This is a genomic window from Pseudomonas sp. M47T1 (assembly GCF_000263855.1).
Taxonomy (GTDB): domain Bacteria; phylum Pseudomonadota; class Gammaproteobacteria; order Pseudomonadales; family Pseudomonadaceae; genus Aquipseudomonas.
This window is the reverse complement of the sequence record NZ_AJWX01000002.1, coordinates 403870-420446: the sequence shown is the minus strand read 5'-3', so window position 1 is coordinate 420446 and position 16577 is coordinate 403870. Positions and strand designations below refer to the sequence as shown.

Annotated in this window: 12 protein-coding genes and 2 tRNA genes; 8 read left to right on the top strand and 6 right to left on the bottom strand. The window is 62.1% G+C overall.

Features of this window, described 5'->3' with window-relative positions; genetic code table 11:
- Positions 1-4 precede the first annotated feature (4 nt).
- Together PMM47T1_RS03880 and PMM47T1_RS03875 are read right to left on the bottom strand one after the other, a co-directional pair.
- Positions 5-81: transfer RNA gene (locus PMM47T1_RS03880), tRNA-Asp, on the bottom strand.
- A gap of 19 nt (positions 82-100) precedes the next feature.
- A tRNA-Val gene (locus tag PMM47T1_RS03875) sits at positions 101-176 on the bottom strand.
- A gap of 164 nt (positions 177-340) precedes the next feature.
- Here PMM47T1_RS03875 and rdgC point away from each other — a divergent pair.
- From rdgC to sugE, 3 genes are all read left to right on the top strand, one after another.
- Positions 341-1261, top strand: a complete 921-nt coding sequence (gene rdgC / locus PMM47T1_RS03870; RefSeq protein WP_008365973.1) for a recombination-associated protein RdgC — start codon at positions 341-343, stop codon at positions 1259-1261.
- Positions 1262-1439: 178 nt separating this feature from the next.
- A complete protein-coding gene (locus PMM47T1_RS03865; RefSeq protein ID WP_008365972.1) occupies positions 1440-2372 on the top strand; it encodes a bile acid:sodium symporter family protein in 933 nt (310 codons plus the stop codon).
- A gap of 121 nt (positions 2373-2493) precedes the next feature.
- A complete protein-coding gene (gene sugE, locus PMM47T1_RS03860; RefSeq protein ID WP_008365971.1) occupies positions 2494-2811 on the top strand; it encodes a quaternary ammonium compound efflux SMR transporter SugE in 318 nt (105 codons plus the stop codon).
- An 11-nt stretch (positions 2812-2822) separates the two neighbouring features.
- Here sugE and PMM47T1_RS03855 read toward each other — a convergent pair whose 3' ends face one another.
- From PMM47T1_RS03855 to PMM47T1_RS03845, 3 genes are all read right to left on the bottom strand, one after another.
- Positions 2823-4697, bottom strand: coding sequence for an MFS transporter (locus PMM47T1_RS03855; protein ID WP_008365969.1), 1875 nt, complete (start codon positions 4695-4697; stop codon positions 2823-2825).
- A gap of 112 nt (positions 4698-4809) precedes the next feature.
- Positions 4810-5961: a TDT family transporter gene (locus PMM47T1_RS03850; RefSeq protein WP_008365966.1), complete on the bottom strand. Its 1152-nt coding sequence runs from the start codon at positions 5959-5961 to the stop codon at positions 4810-4812.
- 88 nt (positions 5962-6049) lie between these two features.
- A complete protein-coding gene (locus tag PMM47T1_RS03845; protein WP_008365965.1) occupies positions 6050-7234 on the bottom strand; it encodes an MFS transporter in 1185 nt (394 codons plus the stop codon).
- Between the two features lie 91 nt (positions 7235-7325).
- Here PMM47T1_RS03845 and PMM47T1_RS03840 point away from each other — a divergent pair, with 91 nt between their 5' ends.
- Positions 7326-7868, top strand: a complete 543-nt coding sequence (locus PMM47T1_RS03840; protein ID WP_008365962.1) for a TetR/AcrR family transcriptional regulator — start codon at positions 7326-7328, stop codon at positions 7866-7868.
- 82 nt (positions 7869-7950) lie between these two features.
- Positions 7951-11424, top strand: coding sequence for a hybrid sensor histidine kinase/response regulator (locus PMM47T1_RS03835; RefSeq protein WP_008365960.1), 3474 nt, complete (start codon positions 7951-7953; stop codon positions 11422-11424).
- Here PMM47T1_RS03835 and rmuC read toward each other — a convergent pair.
- Complete coding sequence (gene rmuC, locus PMM47T1_RS03830) at positions 11395-12771, bottom strand: DNA recombination protein RmuC (protein WP_177323361.1); 1377 nt, start codon at positions 12769-12771, stop codon at positions 11395-11397. The genes PMM47T1_RS03835 and rmuC overlap by 30 nt on opposite strands.
- A 1181-nt stretch (positions 12772-13952) precedes the next feature.
- On the opposite strand from rmuC, the gene PMM47T1_RS03825 reads away from it, so the two are divergent.
- The 3 genes from PMM47T1_RS03825 to PMM47T1_RS03815 all read left to right on the top strand — a co-directional run bounded on the left by PMM47T1_RS03825 (position 13953) and on the right by PMM47T1_RS03815 (position 16572).
- Positions 13953-14174 carry a hypothetical protein gene (locus tag PMM47T1_RS03825; RefSeq protein WP_008365955.1) on the top strand — a complete coding sequence of 74 codons (222 nt, stop codon included), beginning with the start codon at positions 13953-13955 and terminating at the stop codon, positions 14172-14174.
- Between the two features lie 502 nt (positions 14175-14676).
- Entirely contained in the window at positions 14677-15159 is a 483-nt protein-coding gene (locus PMM47T1_RS03820) for a hypothetical protein (protein ID WP_008365952.1), read from the top strand.
- Between the two features lie 144 nt (positions 15160-15303).
- Entirely contained in the window at positions 15304-16572 is a 1269-nt protein-coding gene (locus PMM47T1_RS03815) for an OmpP1/FadL family transporter (protein ID WP_008365950.1), read from the top strand.
- The last annotated feature ends 5 nt before the right edge of the window (positions 16573-16577 follow it).

The window sequence follows — 16577 nt, the reverse complement described above, 5'->3', positions numbered from 1 at the left end:
AATATGGCGCAGCGGACGGGACTCGAACCCGCGACCCCCGGCGTGACAGGCCGGTATTCTAACCGACTGAACTACCGCTGCGCGATACACGTAGAGAAAGTGGTGGGTGATGACGGGATCGAACCGCCGACCCTCTGCTTGTAAGGCAGATGCTCTCCCAGCTGAGCTAATCACCCGCTTGTCTCTCGGTGTGGCGCGCATTCTACGGATGGACCTACCACCTTGCAAGCGCTTTTTTAAATTATTTTTCCAAGCCTTCCAAACACTTAGCGCAGGGTTGGCCTGTACCCTCACACGAGACAATAATGCGTCCCTTATGTGCTGAGGAGTGATTCACCCCATGTGGTTCAAAAACCTGCTTGTCTACCGCCTGACCCAAGATATTCCTTTCGACGCCGAAGCACTGGAAACCGCATTGGCCACCAAGCCGGCTCGCCCCTGCGCCAGCCAGGAACTGACCACCTATGGTTTCGTCGCCCCTTTTGGTAAAGGTGAAGACGCCCCTCTGGTTCACGTCAGCGGTGATTTCCTGCTGATCAGCGCGCGCAAGGAAGAACGCATCCTGCCGGGCAGCGTGGTGCGCGACGCCGTGAAAGAGAAGGTTGAAGAGATCGAAGCCGAACAGATGCGCAAGGTCTACAAGAAGGAGCGCGATCAGATCAAGGACGAGATCATCCAGGCCTTCCTGCCCCGCGCCTTCATTCGCCGTTCGGCCACCTTTGCCGCCATCGCCCCCAAGCAGGGCCTGATCCTGGTGAACTCGGCCAGCCCCAAGCGTGCCGAAGACCTGCTGTCCACCCTGCGTGAAGTGATGGGTTCGCTGCCGGTTCGCCCGCTGACCGTGAAAACCTCGCCTACCGCCGTGATGACCGAGTGGGTCAAGACCCAGCAAGCCGCGCCCGACTTCTATGTACTGGACGAGTGCGAACTGCGTGACGTGGAAGAAGACGGTGGCATCGTGCGCTGCAAGCGCCAGGACCTGACTTCCGACGAGATCCAGCTGCACCTGAGCACCGGCAAGCTGGTCACTCAACTGGCCCTGGCCTGGCAGGACAAACTGTCGTTCGTGCTGGACGACAAGATGGTGGTCAAGCGCCTGAAGTTCGAAGAGCTGCTGCAGGACCAGGCCGAAGAAGACGGCGGCGACGAGGCCCTGGGCCAACTGGACGCCAGCTTCACCCTGATGATGCTGACCTTCGGCGATTTCCTGCCGGCACTGTTCGAAGCCCTGGGCGGCGAAGAGTTGCCACAAGGCATCTGATGCGCCCGTGACGCGGCCTATCGGCCGCTGCTACCCCGCTCCCGTGGGAGCGGGTTCTACCTGCGAAGACAACACCGCGTAGCATCAGATACGCCGCAACGACCTTTTCGCGGGCAGAGCCCGCTCCCACGAAAAGCACTCGGTCGGCGTCACAACCTATAAGAAGGAAACACCTGTCATGCGCGCCCTGGCCGCCCTCAGCCGTTTTGTCGGCAACACGTTCGCTTACTGGGTCTTACTGTTCGCCGTGCTGGCGTTCCTGGCGCCCCAGTGGTTCATCGCGCTTAAAGTACTGATCGTGCCTCTGCTGGGCCTGGTGATGTTCGGCATGGGCCTGACCCTCAAGCTCGACGACTTCGCCGAACTCAGCCGGCACCCCTGGCGCGTACTGCTGGGCGTGGTGGCGCACTTTGCGATCATGCCCGGCATGGCCTGGTTGCTGTGCCAGCTGTTCCACCTGCCAGCGGAAATTGCCGTAGGCGTGATCCTGGTAGGCTGCTGCCCAAGCGGCACGGCCTCGAACGTCATGACTTGGCTGGCCAAGGGCGACCTTGCACTTTCGGTGGCCATTGCCGCGGTCACCACCCTGCTCGCCCCGCTCATGACACCTGCGCTGATCTGGTTGCTGGCGTCGGCGTGGCTGCCGGTTTCGTTCATGGAAATGTTCTGGTCGATCCTGCAACTGGTGATGCTGCCGATCGTGTTGGGCGTGGTTGCCCAGCGCCTGCTCGGGGCACGGGTGCGCTATGCGGTGGACGTACTGCCGCTGGTGTCGGTGGTGAGCATCGTCATGATCGTCTGCGCCGTGGTTGCCGTAAGCCAGGCGAAAATCGCCGAGTCGGGCCTGTTGATCATGGCCGTGGTGATCCTGCACAACAGCTTCGGCTTTGTGCTGGGCTATGTCACCGGTCGCGTGTTCAAACTGCCGCTGGCCCAGCGCAAGTCACTGGCGCTGGAGGTGGGCATGCAGAACTCCGGGCTGGGGGCCGCCCTGGCCAGTGCACACTTTTCGCCCCTGGCGGCGGTGCCCAGCGCGCTGTTCAGTGTGTGGCACAACATTTCCGGGGCATTGCTGGCCACCTTCTTCCGCAAGATGGACGACCGCCCGTAGCGGCATGCTTGTTTGCAGGTTGAGAAATGTGCACTATAGTGCGCACCCGCAGGACGACCTGCCGGTGCGCACTTTTTCGTTCGGGGACGGCCCCATCACGTGATTGATGATGGAGGTTGCCATGTCCTGGCTGATTCTTTTCCTGGCCGGCCTGTTCGAAGTGGGCTGGGCCATTGGCCTGAAATACACCGACGGCTTTTCCCGCCCCCTGCCCACCGCGCTCACCGTTGCCGCCATGGCGGCCAGCCTTGGCCTGCTGGGCCTGGCTATGCGTGAATTGCCTCTGGGCACAGCCTATGCCATCTGGACGGGGGTGGGCGCCGTGGGGACGGTGATTGCCGGGGCGGTGCTGTTTGGCGAGGCCGTGGCGCCCATTCGCATCGCCAGCGTGGCGCTGATCATCACCGGCCTGGTGGGCTTGAAAGTCAGCGCCGCGTAACGCCGGAGGTATCAGCGGCCGTCGCCGCGCAGCTCGGCGACTCGCACCCGCAACTGCGATGGCACTGCCTGGTCCGCTGCAATCGGCGCCCCGGCAATGACCTTCACCCGCGACCACAACCGACGGAAAAAACCTTTCTGCGGGTCACGGCTGAAGAAACTGCCCCACAGGCCTTGCAGCGCCAGGGGAATCACCGGCACCGGGGTCTGTTCCAGCACCCGCGTGACGCCGCTCTTGAACTCATCGATCTCGCCGTCGGTGGTCAGCTTGCCCTCCGGGAAGATGCACACCAGTTCGCCCTCGGCCAGGCAGGCGGCGATGCGCTTGAAGGCCTGATCGTAAATCAGCAGGTCTTCGCCACGCCCGGCAATGGGGATGGCACCCGCCGTGCGGAAGATGAAATTGAGCACCGGCAGGCGGAAGATTTTGTAGTACATCACGAAACGAATCGGCCGCCGCACAGCGCCGCTGATCAACAGCGCATCCACGAACGACACATGGTTGCACACCAGCAACGCCGCGCCCTCGTCCGGTATCTGGTCGAGATCGCGGTGCTCCACCCGGTACATGGAATGGCTGAGCAGCCAGATCATGAAGCGCATAGTGAACTCCGGGACAATCTTGAAGATGTAGGTGTTGACCGCGATGTTCATCACCGACACCACCAGGAACAGCTGCGGGATCGACAGTTTCGCCACGCTGAGCAGCACGATGGAAACAATGGCCGACACCACCATGAACAAGGCGTTGAGGATGTTGTTGGCGGCAATCACCCGCGCCCGCTCCTTCTCGGCGGTGCGAGACTGGATCAGCGCATACAGGGGCACGATATAAAAACCGCCGAACATGCCCAGGCCCAGGATATCGACCAACACCCACCAGGCATGACCGATACCCAACAGGGTCAGCCAGTCATTGGCCACGGGGCCTTGGGCAAAGTCGCCCGAATGCCACCACAGCAACAGGCCGAACAGGGTCAGGCCAAAGGAGCCGAACGGCACCAGGCCGATCTCCACCTTGCGCCCCGACAGCTTCTCGCACAGCACCGAGCCCAAGGCGATACCCACCGAAAACACGGTCAGGATCAGCGTGACGACCGTCTCGTCGCCGTTGAGCCAGTCCTTGGCATACGCCGGGATCTGCGTAAGGTAGATGGCGCCGACGAACCAGAACCACGAGTTGCCGACCACCGAACGCGATACCGCCGGGGTTTGCCCCAGGCCCAATTTCAGCGTGGCCCAGGATTGGCGAACGATGTTCCAGTCCAGGCGGATGCCAGGGGTGTCGGCGGCGGCGCGGGGAATGGCGCGACTGGCCAGGTAGCCCAACACCGCCACCAGTACAATGGCCGTGCTGACTATAGGTGCGTAGCGGGCCTGGGACATCATGACCCCGGCGCTGATCGTGCCTGCCAGAATCGCCAGGAAGGTGCCCATTTCCACCAGGCCGTTGCCGCCCACCAGCTCTTCTTCGCGCAGGGCCTGGGGCATGATCGAATACTTCACCGGGCCAAACAGCGCCGAATGGGTGCCCATGGCGAACAGCGCGGCCAGCATCATCCACAGGTGGTCGAACATGAACCCGGTGGCACCCACGGCCATGATCACGATCTCGCCCATCTTGATCACCCGGATCAGCGTGTCCTTGTTGAACTTCTCGCCCAATTGCCCGGCCAGTGCCGAGAACAGGAAGAACGGCAGGATAAACAGCAGCGCACACAGGTTGACCCAGATCGTGCGGTCACCGCCAATGCTCAGCTTGTACAGAATGGCCAGGATCAGCGACTGCTTGAACACGTTGTCATTGAAGGCCCCCAGGGACTGGGTAACGAAGAACGGCAGGAAACGTCGCTTGCTCAACAGACTGAATTGCGAAGGGTGACTCATCGTCCTTGCACCTTAGTGGCGCCGTTATCGGCGTAGGCTTTTGGCATTGGATGCAACCGGCGACCCTGCAAGCCACATCCGCTGCCATAGCTTACCTAAACCACCCAGGTTTTCACTGCCCGCGCGCGGCGGCGATACATGGCGACACAAATAGTTCGCCACGCCAGGCGCCACGCACGGTACGGGTCATCACCAGCGCCCACAGCATCGCCAGGCACGCCACCAGGCCCTGACCGCACCAAGTGAAGAACGACAGGTGCAGCACGCTGCCCAGGCGCAAAGTCGCCAGAGTGTAGACCCCCAACGGGAAAATGAAGCCCCACCAGCCCAGGTTGAATGGCATGCCACTGCGCAGGTAGCGCACGGTGATCAGCATGGCCAGCAGCATCCACCACAGGCCCATGCCCCACAGAATCACCGCACTGACCAACCCCAGCCCGTCGATCATGGTGCCCACGCCCGGCAGCACCCCGGCGGCGGCAAAAATGCCCGGGGCGTCGCCACCCAGCACCAGCATCCCCAACGCCCCGGTACCGATGGGGCCCAGTGCCAGCCAGCTCGACGCTGCCATGCTTTCATGGGGCAGTTTGTGCAACGCCATGCGCAGCATCAGGATGGTGAGGATGGCAAAGGCCACCGGCACCGAGAAGGCCCACAGCACATAGCTGGTGATCAGCATGCCGAACTGCGCCGCCGGGGCCAGCAGGTGCGGGGCCAGCAGGCCGCCACTGGCCGCCGCCACTTCGGCAGCCACCACCGGCAGCAACCACACGGCGGTCATCTGGTCGATGCTGTGCTGTTGACGGGTGAACATCAGGAATGGAATACCCACCCCGCACGCCAGCGACAAGGCCACGTCCAGCCACCACAGGCCCTGCAACCACGGCAACGCCCCTGCCCCCGCATCCGCCAGGGCGAACACCACGAAACCGTTGATCAGCGTGGCCAGCGCCATGGGGATAGTGCCGATGAACATCGACACCGTGGAGTGCCCGAAAATACGCCGCGCCTCGTCGAAAAACAGCACCCAACGCGCGGCGTACAACAGCGTGAACAGGCCGAACAACAGCACCGCCAGCACCCACATGCCCTTGGCCAAGCCGTGCATCACCGACCACCCCGGCGGCAGTTGCGCCAAGGCCAGGGCCAGCACGCCAGTGCCCATCACGGCGGCAAACCAGTTGGGGGTGAATTGGCGAATCACTTCACGAGGGTGCTGCAAAGCGCTGAACGGCCGGGTGGCCAGAGGGATCGGGCGGTGCATGGTGTTCTCCTGTCCTCGTATGAGGTAAGGCTATGCTAGCCGCCTTTAATTTATCTACTAAACGGGTAGTTTCGCTATGGGTCATCGATTATGCCGATATGGCCGCGGCACCTCGACGCAGCCACATGCCCAGCAAGGCCACCGCGCACAAGGCAATCTGCAACACACCATAGCCTTCGCTGGTCACCACCAGGCCGACGGTGCGCACCAGGAAACCGGCCAATATCGCCGGCACGCTGAAGGCCAGGTAGCTGAGCACGTAGAACGTCGACATCAACCCTGCGCGCTCATGGGCATGGGCCAGGGGCAACACGCTGCGCGCCGAACCCAGGAAGCCGCTGCCAAAGCCGGCGCCGGCCATTACCGCGCCCACGAAGAACAGCAACAGCGCCTGGTGATTCGCCGCCAGCAGCACTAGCGCAATACCGATGGCCAACAGCACCGTGCCCAGGCGCAGTACCTTGTCGCAAGCGCTGGCACGCAGGGCGTAAATGGCCGCGGCACCACTGAGGGTCAAGGTGGCCACCAGCGCTCCGCCGATCAGGTTGGACGTGGAACCGGTGGCGGCTCTCACCAGCGACGGCGCCAGCGACAGGAAAAAGCCGCCGGTCATCCACACCGCCGTGTTCACCGGCAACATGCGCCATACGGCGGCGCGCGCCTGGCTGGGCACACTCAGCCGTGGCCGCAGCGACGCCAGCGCGCCGGGCTGGGCGCTGACGCTTTCCGGCAGCCACACCAGCATCACCGCCTGCATCACCAACAGCGCCAACAACACCCAGTACACCAGGCTCAAGGGCATGGGCGCGTACTGCACCAGCAAGCCACTGCCCAGGCCGCCCAGGGCCATGCCCAGCAACGGCGCCAGGCTATTGAGCAGCGGGCCTTTGTGCCGGTCGTTGTCCAGCAGCGCGGCACCCAGGGAACTGGTAGCCATGCCCGTGGCAAAGCCTTGCAGGATGCGCGCCGCCAGCAGCCAATTGACGTCACGGGCATAGATGAACGCCAGCATCGACACCATGTTCATCAGCAAGGCTGCGCGCAGCACCGGGCGCCGACCGATATAATCCGACAGCGAACCGACGGTCAGCAGCGCCGCCAGCAGGCTGAGGGCGTACACGCCGAAGATCATCGTCAGCATGCCCGGCGAGAATTGCCAGGCTTCCTGATACAGGTGATACAGCGGCGTCGGCGCGCTGGAGGCCGCCAGGAAAGTCAGCAGCACCACCGACAGGTAGGTCAGGCTGTTTCTTGCAGACAGGATGCTGGGCATGTGACACTCTCCACAAAAGCTAATTAATTGCATTAGCAGAGTCTGCACCCGCGTCATGCTTAAAGCAAACGCTTTGTGTTAAGGTCGTTGAATGGCTATCAAAGAAGGTATTCGCACGGGCGGCCGCAGTGCCCGCGTGCAAGAGTCTGTGCACGCGGCCGTCCGCGCCCTGCTGCAAGAGCAGGAGCGTGAATCACTCACCGTGCCGCTGATTGCCAGCCGCGCCGGCGTTACCCCGTCGACCATCTATCGGCGCTGGGGCGAACTGGCCGCGTTGCTGGCGGATGTGAGCCTGGCACGTCTGCGGCCCGACAGCGAACCCTTGGACACCACCAGCCTGCGCGGTGATTTGGTGGCCTGGGCCGAACAGTACCTGGACGAGATCAACTCGGAACCGGGCCGCAACATGATGCGCGACTTTATCGCCAGCGGTTGCTCGTTCCAGTGCGCCACGGTGCTGCGCGGCCAATTGCAGACCATTCTGGACCGCGCCCGCCGCCGCGGCGAGACCCCGCCGGATGCCGATCACCTGCTCAACCTGTTGGTAGCACCGGTGGTGTACCGCGTGCTGTTCGCCGAGTCCGCACCCAGTGTCGCGCAGATGCACCAGCTGGTAGACCTGAGCCTGACGTAACCACCGGCTACAACCTTGGTCGACACTGACGCCACGGCCTGCGCCATGCGAGACTGTCATTCCATCTGCATCGGAGCCTTTGATGTCGCTGTCCAGCGGGCTGATCGCCGCCGTCGCCCTGGCCTATATGGCCATCATGTTCGCTATAGCCTTTTACGGTGACCGCCGTGGCACGCCGCTGTCGCCACGCCTGCGCGCCTGGGTGTACAGCCTGTCGCTGGCCGTGTATTGCACCAGTTGGACCTTCTTCGGTGCAGTGGGCCAAGCCGCCGAGCAACTGTGGGCGTTCCTGCCGATCTACCTGGGGCCGGTGCTGCTGATGGTGTTTGCGCCCTGGGTGCAACAGAAGATGGTCCTGATCAGCAAGCAGGAAAACATCACCTCCATCGCCGACTTCATTGCCGCCCGCTATGGCAAATCCCAGTCTTTGGCCGTGGTGGTGGCGCTGATCTGCCTGGTGGGTGTGTTGCCCTATATCGCCCTGCAACTCAAAGGCATCGTGCTGGGCGTCAACCTGCTGATCGGTGCCGGAGCCGACGCCGCCGGCACCCGCGTGCAGGACACCGCATTGGTGGTGTCCCTGGTACTGGCCCTGTTCACCATCGTGTTCGGCACCCGCAGCCTGGACGTTACCGAGCACCACCGCGGCATGGTCCTGGCCATTGCCTTCGAAGCCCTGGTCAAGCTGTTTGCCTTTCTGGGTGTGGGGGCGTTCATCACCTACGGCCTGTACGACGGTTTCGGCGACCTGCTCAGCCAGGCCAGGCTGGCACCTGGGCTGGAAACCTACTGGCAGGAAACCGTGAACTGGCCGTCGATGGTGGTGCAAACCGGGGTGGCGATGATGGCGATGATCTGCCTGCCGCGGCAGTTCCATGTCACGGTGGTGGAAAACATAGAGCCTCAGGACCTGCGCCTGGCGCGCTGGGTGTTCCCTGCCTACCTGGTGTTGGCTGCACTGTTCGTGGTCCCCATCGCCCTGGCCGGGCAGATGCACCTGCCAAGCTCGGTGATTCCCGATTCGTTCGTGATCAGCCTGCCTCTGGCCGAGTCGCACCCGGCGCTGGCCCTGCTGGCCTTCATCGGCGGCGCCAGCGCCGCCACCGGCATGGTCATCGTCGCCAGCGTGGCGCTGTCCACCATGGTTTCCAATGACATGTTGCTGCCCTGGCTGCTGCGCCGGCAGAGCGCCGAGCGGCCATTCGAGGTATTCCGTCATTGGATGCTGTCGGTGCGCCGCATCAGCATCGTGGTCATTCTGCTGCTGGCCTACGTCAGCTACCGCCTGCTGGGCAGCACGGCCAGCCTGGCCACCATCGGCCAAATCGCCTTTGCCGCCGTGGCTCAACTGGCGCCGGCCATGCTCGGCGCCCTGTATTGGAAAAAAGCCAACCGCCGTGGCGTGTTCGCCGGGCTCGCTGCCGGTACCTTCCTGTGGTTCTATACCCTGGTGCTGCCCATCATGGCCCACAGCCTGGGCCTGTCGCTGCACCTGTTCCCAGGCCTGGCCTGGCTGCGCGGCGATCCGCTCGGCCTGCCCATTACACCGCTGACGCTGGGGGTGGTGCTGTCGCTGGCAGGCAACTTCACTCTGTTTGCCTGGGTGTCGGCGCTGTCGCGCACGCGGGTGTCCGAACATTGGCAGGCCGGGCGCTTTATCGGCCAGGAGACCAGCGCGCGCCCCGGCGGCCGCCTTCCCCTGTCGGTGCAGATCGAAGACCTGCTGACCCTGGCGTCGCGCTTTGTCGGTGAAGAACGGGCGCGCCAGAGCTTCATTCGCTACGCCTACCGCCAGGGCATCGGCTTCAACCCCAATCAGAGCGCCGACAACGAGTGGATCGCCCACACCGAGCGTCTATTGGCCGGGGTACTGGGCAGTTCCTCGACCCGGGCCGTCGTACGCGCGGCCATTGAAGGCCGCGACATGCAGCTGGAAGATGTGGTCAAGATTGCCGACGAAGCCAGCGAAGTACTTCAGTTCAACCGCGCCCTGCTGCAAGGCGCCATCGAGAACATCAGCCAGGGCGTCAGCGTGGTCGACCAGTCGCTGCACCTGGTGGCCTGGAACCGTCGCTACCTGGAACTGTTCAATTACCCCGACGGGCTGATCAGCGTGGGCCGGCCCATCGCCGACATCATTCGCTACAACGCCGAGCGCGGCCTGTGCGGCCCTGGCGAAGCCGAGGTGCATGTGGCCCGGCGCCTGCACTGGATGCGCCAGGGCCGCGCCCACACCTCCGAACGGCTATTCCCCAGCGGCCGGGTCATCGAGCTGATCGGCAACCCCATGCCCGGCGGCGGCTTCGTCATGAGCTTCACCGACATCACCGCGTTCCGCGAGGCCGAGCAGGCCTTGACCGCGGCCAATGAAAGCCTGGAACAACGGGTAGCCGAACGTACCCACGAGCTGTCGCAGCTCAACCAGGCACTCACCGTGGCCAAGAGCACCGCCGAGGCCGCCAACCAGTCCAAGACACGCTTCCTGGCCGCCGTGGGCCATGACCTGATGCAGCCGTTGAACGCCGCACGGCTGTTCTCCGCAGCGCTGTCGCATCAGGGCGAAGGGCTGTCGGCAGAGGCCCAGCAACTGGTGCAGCACATGGACAGTTCGCTGCGTTCGGCCGAAGACCTGATCAGCGACCTGCTGGACATCTCGCGCCTGGAAAACGGCAAGATCACCCCCGACCACAAGGCCTTTGCCCTCGGTGACCTGTACGAGGCACTGGGCGCCGAGTTCAAGGCCCTGGCCCAAGAGCAGGGCCTGACCTTCCACCTGCACTCTTCGGCACTGCGCGTGAACAGCGACATCAAGCTGCTACGGCGCATTCTGCAAAACTTCCTGACCAACGCCTTCCGTTATGGCAAGGGGCCGATCGTGCTGGGTGTGCGTCGCAAGGCCGGGGCCCTGAGCCTGGAAGTGTGGGACCGTGGCCCGGGCATCCCCGAAGACAAGTTGCAGGTGATCTTCGAAGAGTTCAAGCGCCTGGACAGCCACCAGACCCGCGCCGAAAAAGGCCTGGGCCTGGGCCTGGCGATTGCCGACGGCCTGTGCCGGGTGCTCGGCCATAGCCTGCAAGTGCGCTCATGGCCTGGCAGGGGCAGCTTATTCAGCGTGCGCGTGCCGCTGGCCGGCGCCGATAGCGCCGCCCCGGTCACCGCTATCGCCAGCAAGGGCCAGGACCTCAGCGGCCTGAAAGTGCTGTGTGTCGATAACGAAGACAGCATTTTGATGGGCATGCGCAGCCTGCTCAGCCGCTGGGGCTGCGAGGTGTTCACCGCGCGCGACCGTGGCGATTGCAGCCGCCTGCTGGAACAGGGCATGCGCCCCAACCTGGCGCTGGTGGACTTCCACCTGGACGAGGGCGATACCGGCCCGCAATTGATGGCCTGGCTGCGCGCGCACCTGAGTTCGCCGATACCGGGCATGGTGATCAGCGCCGACGGCCGCCCCGAAGTGCTGGCCCAGGTGCACGCCGCTGGCCTCGATTACCTGGCCAAGCCGGTCAAGCCGGCGGCCCTGCGCGCCCTACTGAACCGGCACCTCAGCCGGCAGTGAGGCGCCTTCGGCGTCGGTCATGGCGCGTTCCAGCAGGTCAGCCGGCAGGCTCTTGCTGGCACGGGCGCCCAGCAGCTTGAGCTGCTCGGTGCGGCTGACCAGGTTGCCGCGGCCATCGGTGAGCTTGTTGCGCGCTGCGCTGTAGGCCTTGTCCAGTTGTTGTAGGCGGTTACCCACCTCATCCAGGTCCTGGATGAACAGCACGAATTTGTCATATAGCCACCCGGCACGCTCGGCGATCTCCCGGGCGTTCTGGCTCTGGCGCTCCTGCTTCCACAGGCTGTCGATCACCCGCAAGGTGGCCAGCAACGTGGTGGGGCTGACAATGACGATCTGCCGGTCGAAGGCTTCCTGGAACAGGTTCGGTTCTGCCTGCAAGGCGGCCGAAAAAGCCGCTTCGATGGGCACGAACAGCAACACAAAGTCCAGGCTGTGCAAGCCTTCCAGGCGGTTGTAGTCCTTGCCGGACAACCCCTTCACGTGATTGCGCAGCGACAGCACGTGCTGCTTGAGCGCGGCCTGGGACACCGCTGGGTCTTCGGCGCTGATGTATTGCTGGTAGGCGGTAAGGCTCACCTTGGAATCGACCACCACCTGCTTGTCGCCCGGTAACATGATCAGCACGTCTGGCTGGAAGCGCTCGCCATCCGGGCCTTTCAAGCTGACCTGGGTCTGGTACTCGCGGCCCTTCTCAAGGCCTGCGTGCTCCAGCACCCGTTCCAGAATCAATTCACCCCAGTTGCCCTGGGTTTTCTGCCCCTTCAGCGCCTGGGTCAAGTTGGTGGCTTCGTCGCTCAGGCGCTGGTTGAGCTGTTGCAGACGCTCCAGTTCCTTGCCCAGGGAAAAGCGTTCGCGCGCCTCCTGCTGGTAGCTTTCTTCCACACGCTTTTCGAACGACTGAATGCGCTCCTTGAGCGGGTCGAGCAATTGCCCCAGGCGTTGCTGGCTGGTCTCGGCGAAGCGCTGCTCGCGCTCATCGAAGATCTTCCCGGCCAGTTCGGCAAACTGCGCCCGCAGTTCATCGCGCGAGCCTTGCAGGTCGGTCAGACGCTGCTGGTGGCTGTCCTGCTGCTCGCGCAATTCGGCCTGCAGGCCTGCACACTGGGCGTCCAGGCGGCGCAGTTCCATTTCCTTGGTACTGCGCTCCAGATTCCAGGCGTGGGAGGCGTCGCGGGCGTTGTCGCGTTCGATCTGCAACAAGTCCAGTTCGCGCCCTTGGGCGGCCAGTTCGGCCTGCTTGACGGTATTGGCCTGGGACAGGTCGCTGATTTCATCGCGACAGGCATCCAACTGCGCACCTAAGCCATCCTGGGCCAACTGCGCGGTGGCCAGGCGTTCCTGCAGCAGCGCCGTATCGGCATTCAGGGCGCTCAGGCGTCGCTGTATCCGCCAGGCCAGCGCCAGGCTGGGCGCGCCTGCCAGCAGCAAGCCAAGTAAAAGGCTGGTGATGTCCAATGCCATTTCAATTCCACCGCGTACGAACAAAGGCCACAGTTTGAGCGATGCGGCGACTGGCGGCAAACAGACGCCCCCCTGGCCTCTGGTCGGGCGATAGCCGCACGATTTTGAACCTCCGAACGAAAAAAATATCAGTCCGACACCGATGGAAATTCTTCTCATCATGCGACTGGCCAGTTCGCATGAAGACTTTGTAAGAAACATGAAATAACCGGGTACGCCCGTGCTAGAGCAAGCGCTCGGGACAATCCACAGAAGCTGTGGATAACTCAGTGGACAACCGCCTCGCAATCCCCGCAAACCCTTGCGGAATAGGGCCTCCAGTCAAACTGACGATTTTTTCACCAGTAAAAAAAAGCGTTTTTTTTCATTGACTTAAATTTTCAGTCCGGCGTAGGGGGCATATCGCCAGCGCCACCGCTGCCCCATGACAATTGTGGGGCAGTATGTGTACAACCGCCCTCAATGAAGGCGTCCGACCGCACCATTTTCGTACTCGCTGTCAAGTAAAGCGGTGAAAACGCCGCCCTGGGGGGCTTCCCAACGGGTGCGTCACGAGGCAAACTGGTCTGCTGAGCATCGAGTACTGCCCATGCATCCAGTACATTAAAAAAATCCTTGCAAGTTACCCAGGCTATCGATTAGTCTTGGAACCGTTAGTACCAAGCTGAAAGTCAATTTACGGTCGACACAGTCCTCCAGCACGTTGTTCGCAGCAAAGCGAACCCCCTGCTGAAACAGCGGACCGACCAACTCGATGGTTTCCAGGTAAACACTTCACGAGCCGTGGCCAACGCCAGGCATCGATGCCAAGCCTCTTTACTCTGACCCAACCAACCTGCTGATTGATCAGGATCTTCACCCACGGGCAGCGAACCTTTGCCCCGGTGTGCTGCCTGTCCTCCTAAGTACCTACCGGTCAGCCCAAGCGCCACATTTTAAATGCGCTTCACACTGGCTGCTTTTGTTCCAGTCAGGTTCTTCGTCCGGCCAATGGTGGCCCGCGTTACTGGAACGTTTTTAGTGCGCACGGATCTTATCCGTGTCTTTTGCAGGAACATCCAATAACTATGAACACTATCCATACTCAAGATGCCATTCGCACCCTGACCCACGCGTTTGCACCAATGAACTGCCTGATCATGGCCGCTCGCAAAGGCTGCTTCAGCTTCACGATCGTCAACGAGCACGGTATTGCCCGCCACAGCGAACGCCTGTACCCGGAGCAATACTCCAGCGCTGAACCGCTGCAAGCCGTTATCGATCGTACGCGCCAGGCACTGGTCGCCTAAAGCGAACAGGCAACACCCGAGGCCCCGCTACTGAGCGGGGCTTTTTTTGGCCTTTTCATCGATTTTCAGCCGCCCACCCCGCCGCCACGCACAGGCTGCGCCGTGCACACAAGGCGGACGGTAAAGAGGCCACTGGGACGCTACGCTGGAAGCAAACGGCAGGAGCGACGGGGCGGCCATGCCCGCGGCGCTTCGCGGACACGGCGCTCTCCTACCTGTGTTTGGAGCGTGCACAATCAGTGACATCTCCACCGTCCGCCTTGTTTGTCCCGCCACGAAACCGCAGTGCTCCGATAGGTCTTCCTTATAATTTGCCTTATCACCTCAGGGCATATCCCCAGGTTCTCGTCACCGGCAAATAATTTAAAAACAGCCCTTTACAGCACAAATTTGACACTACACTTCAATTCAAGCGGTTAGCGCCGCTTCCGATGGAGCCTGCCGATTCACTGCTGCCAAGCACCGGGCTTCGTCGGCCAGACAGGAGAGGTCGAAGGAGCTTATGGGTATCGCCGCGCGGGAATTGAGCCAGTACGTGATACGCCCGACGTTGATGTACCTGGGCCGTCACTGCGCCACGGCCGAAGCCTTGCTGCTAGGCGTGGCCGCCAGCCAGTCGGCGCTGGGCACCGAGTTGCACGGCCGCCGCGGTCATGGCCTGTACCGCATTGGCGCCCTGCGCCATCAGGCGTTATGGGACAGCTACCTGGCCCTTGACCCCGATCTGGCGAGCCTCGTGAGGGGGCTGGCCAGCCAACATGCTTTTTTAAGTGGCCCGCACCAGGAATTGACCGTCAACCTGCGATACGCCACCGCTATTGCGTGGCTGTTGATCGAAGAGCAAAAAGCGCCCTTGCCACAGGCCGATGATGTTATCGGCATGGCCAGAATATGGCGCCAAACCTTCCAGCCTCAGGGGCGTTTAAGGGATTTCACCGCCGCCTGGACAACCTGCATCACCGTTACTGACAGATTAGCCAGCTGAACATCATGGCATAAAGCCAGCTTATAACCCGCAAATCTGGTCGGATTGTCCTACAAAACCGCTCTATCTCCAGCGATACGGGCTATAGCGCCGCGACGAAAATGTTGGTAGTTTTCGCTTCGGTGATCACATGGAGTTCTAATAATGAAAAAAGTAATGCTCAAGACCACACTCAGCATCGCCGTTACAGTCGCGTCCACCCAGCTGTTCGCCAGTGGCTTTGCCATCAACGAAACCAGCATCAGTGGCATGGGCACCGGCTTTGCTGGCCGCTCTTCTTCTGCCGATGACGCCAGCACCATCTACGGCAACCCTGCCGGTATGTCGCGTCTCAAGAAAGAGCAAGTGACCGTAGGTGCCGCCGTCATCGACGCGAAAACCGACATCAGCGACACCAAGAGCAACTTCGGTGGCAAAGAAGGCGGCGACATGGTGCCGATGACCACGGTTCCCATGGGCTACTACGTCAAGCCGATTGATGATCATTGGGCGTTCGGTGTCGGTTTCTATGTGCCGTTCGGTCTGATCACTGACTACCACAGCGACTTTGCCGGCCGTTACTTTGCCAACAAGAGCAAGGTGCAGGTCATCACCTTCCAGCCAACCGTCAGCTACGCCTTCAACGACGTGGTATCGATCGGTTTTGGTCCAACCATCAACCGCATCGACGGCGAGTTGAGCTCGATGGTGCCAAACGCCTTCACGCCTGGCACCAACGACGGCAAGGTCAAGATCAACGGTAACGACACCGCTATCGGCTTCAACGCCGGTATCCTGGTACAGGCCACGCCGACTACCAGCCTGGGTCTGACCTACCACTCCAAGGTTGACTACCACTTGGATGGCGACACAAAGGTCAGTGGCGGCACGTTCAGCCTGCTGGGGGTAAGTGGCAAAAGCTACGACGCTTCGCTGGATCTGGACACTCCGGAATCCGTTGACTTCTCCATTACCCAGAAGCTGGGTGATGACTGGACCGTCTACGCCGGTAGCACCTGGACCCGCTGGAGCCGCCTGAAAGACATTACCGTCGAGACCACCGGCCTACCGGCCCAGCTGGCCACGCTGGCGACCAACACCGAAGAGCAAAACTGGCACGACACCTGGGCTCATGCCATCGGTGCCGCCTACCAGTTGAACAAACAAGTCGTGCTGCGCGCCGGCTACTCCGTTGACCAGTCGCCCACCAACAACGTCAACCGTTCGCCACGCATCCCTACCGGCGACCGCCAGGCCGTCAGCTTCGGCGTGGGTTACACCCCGGTGGACAACATCACCCTGGACTTCGCCTACTCCTACCTGTGGGAAGAGAGCGTGAAGATCAACGAAGACCCGGGCACCGCCCTGGCCTACAGCTCCAAGTACAAGAACAGCGCCAGCGGTTTCGGTACCTCGATTACCTACCGCTTCTGATCCAC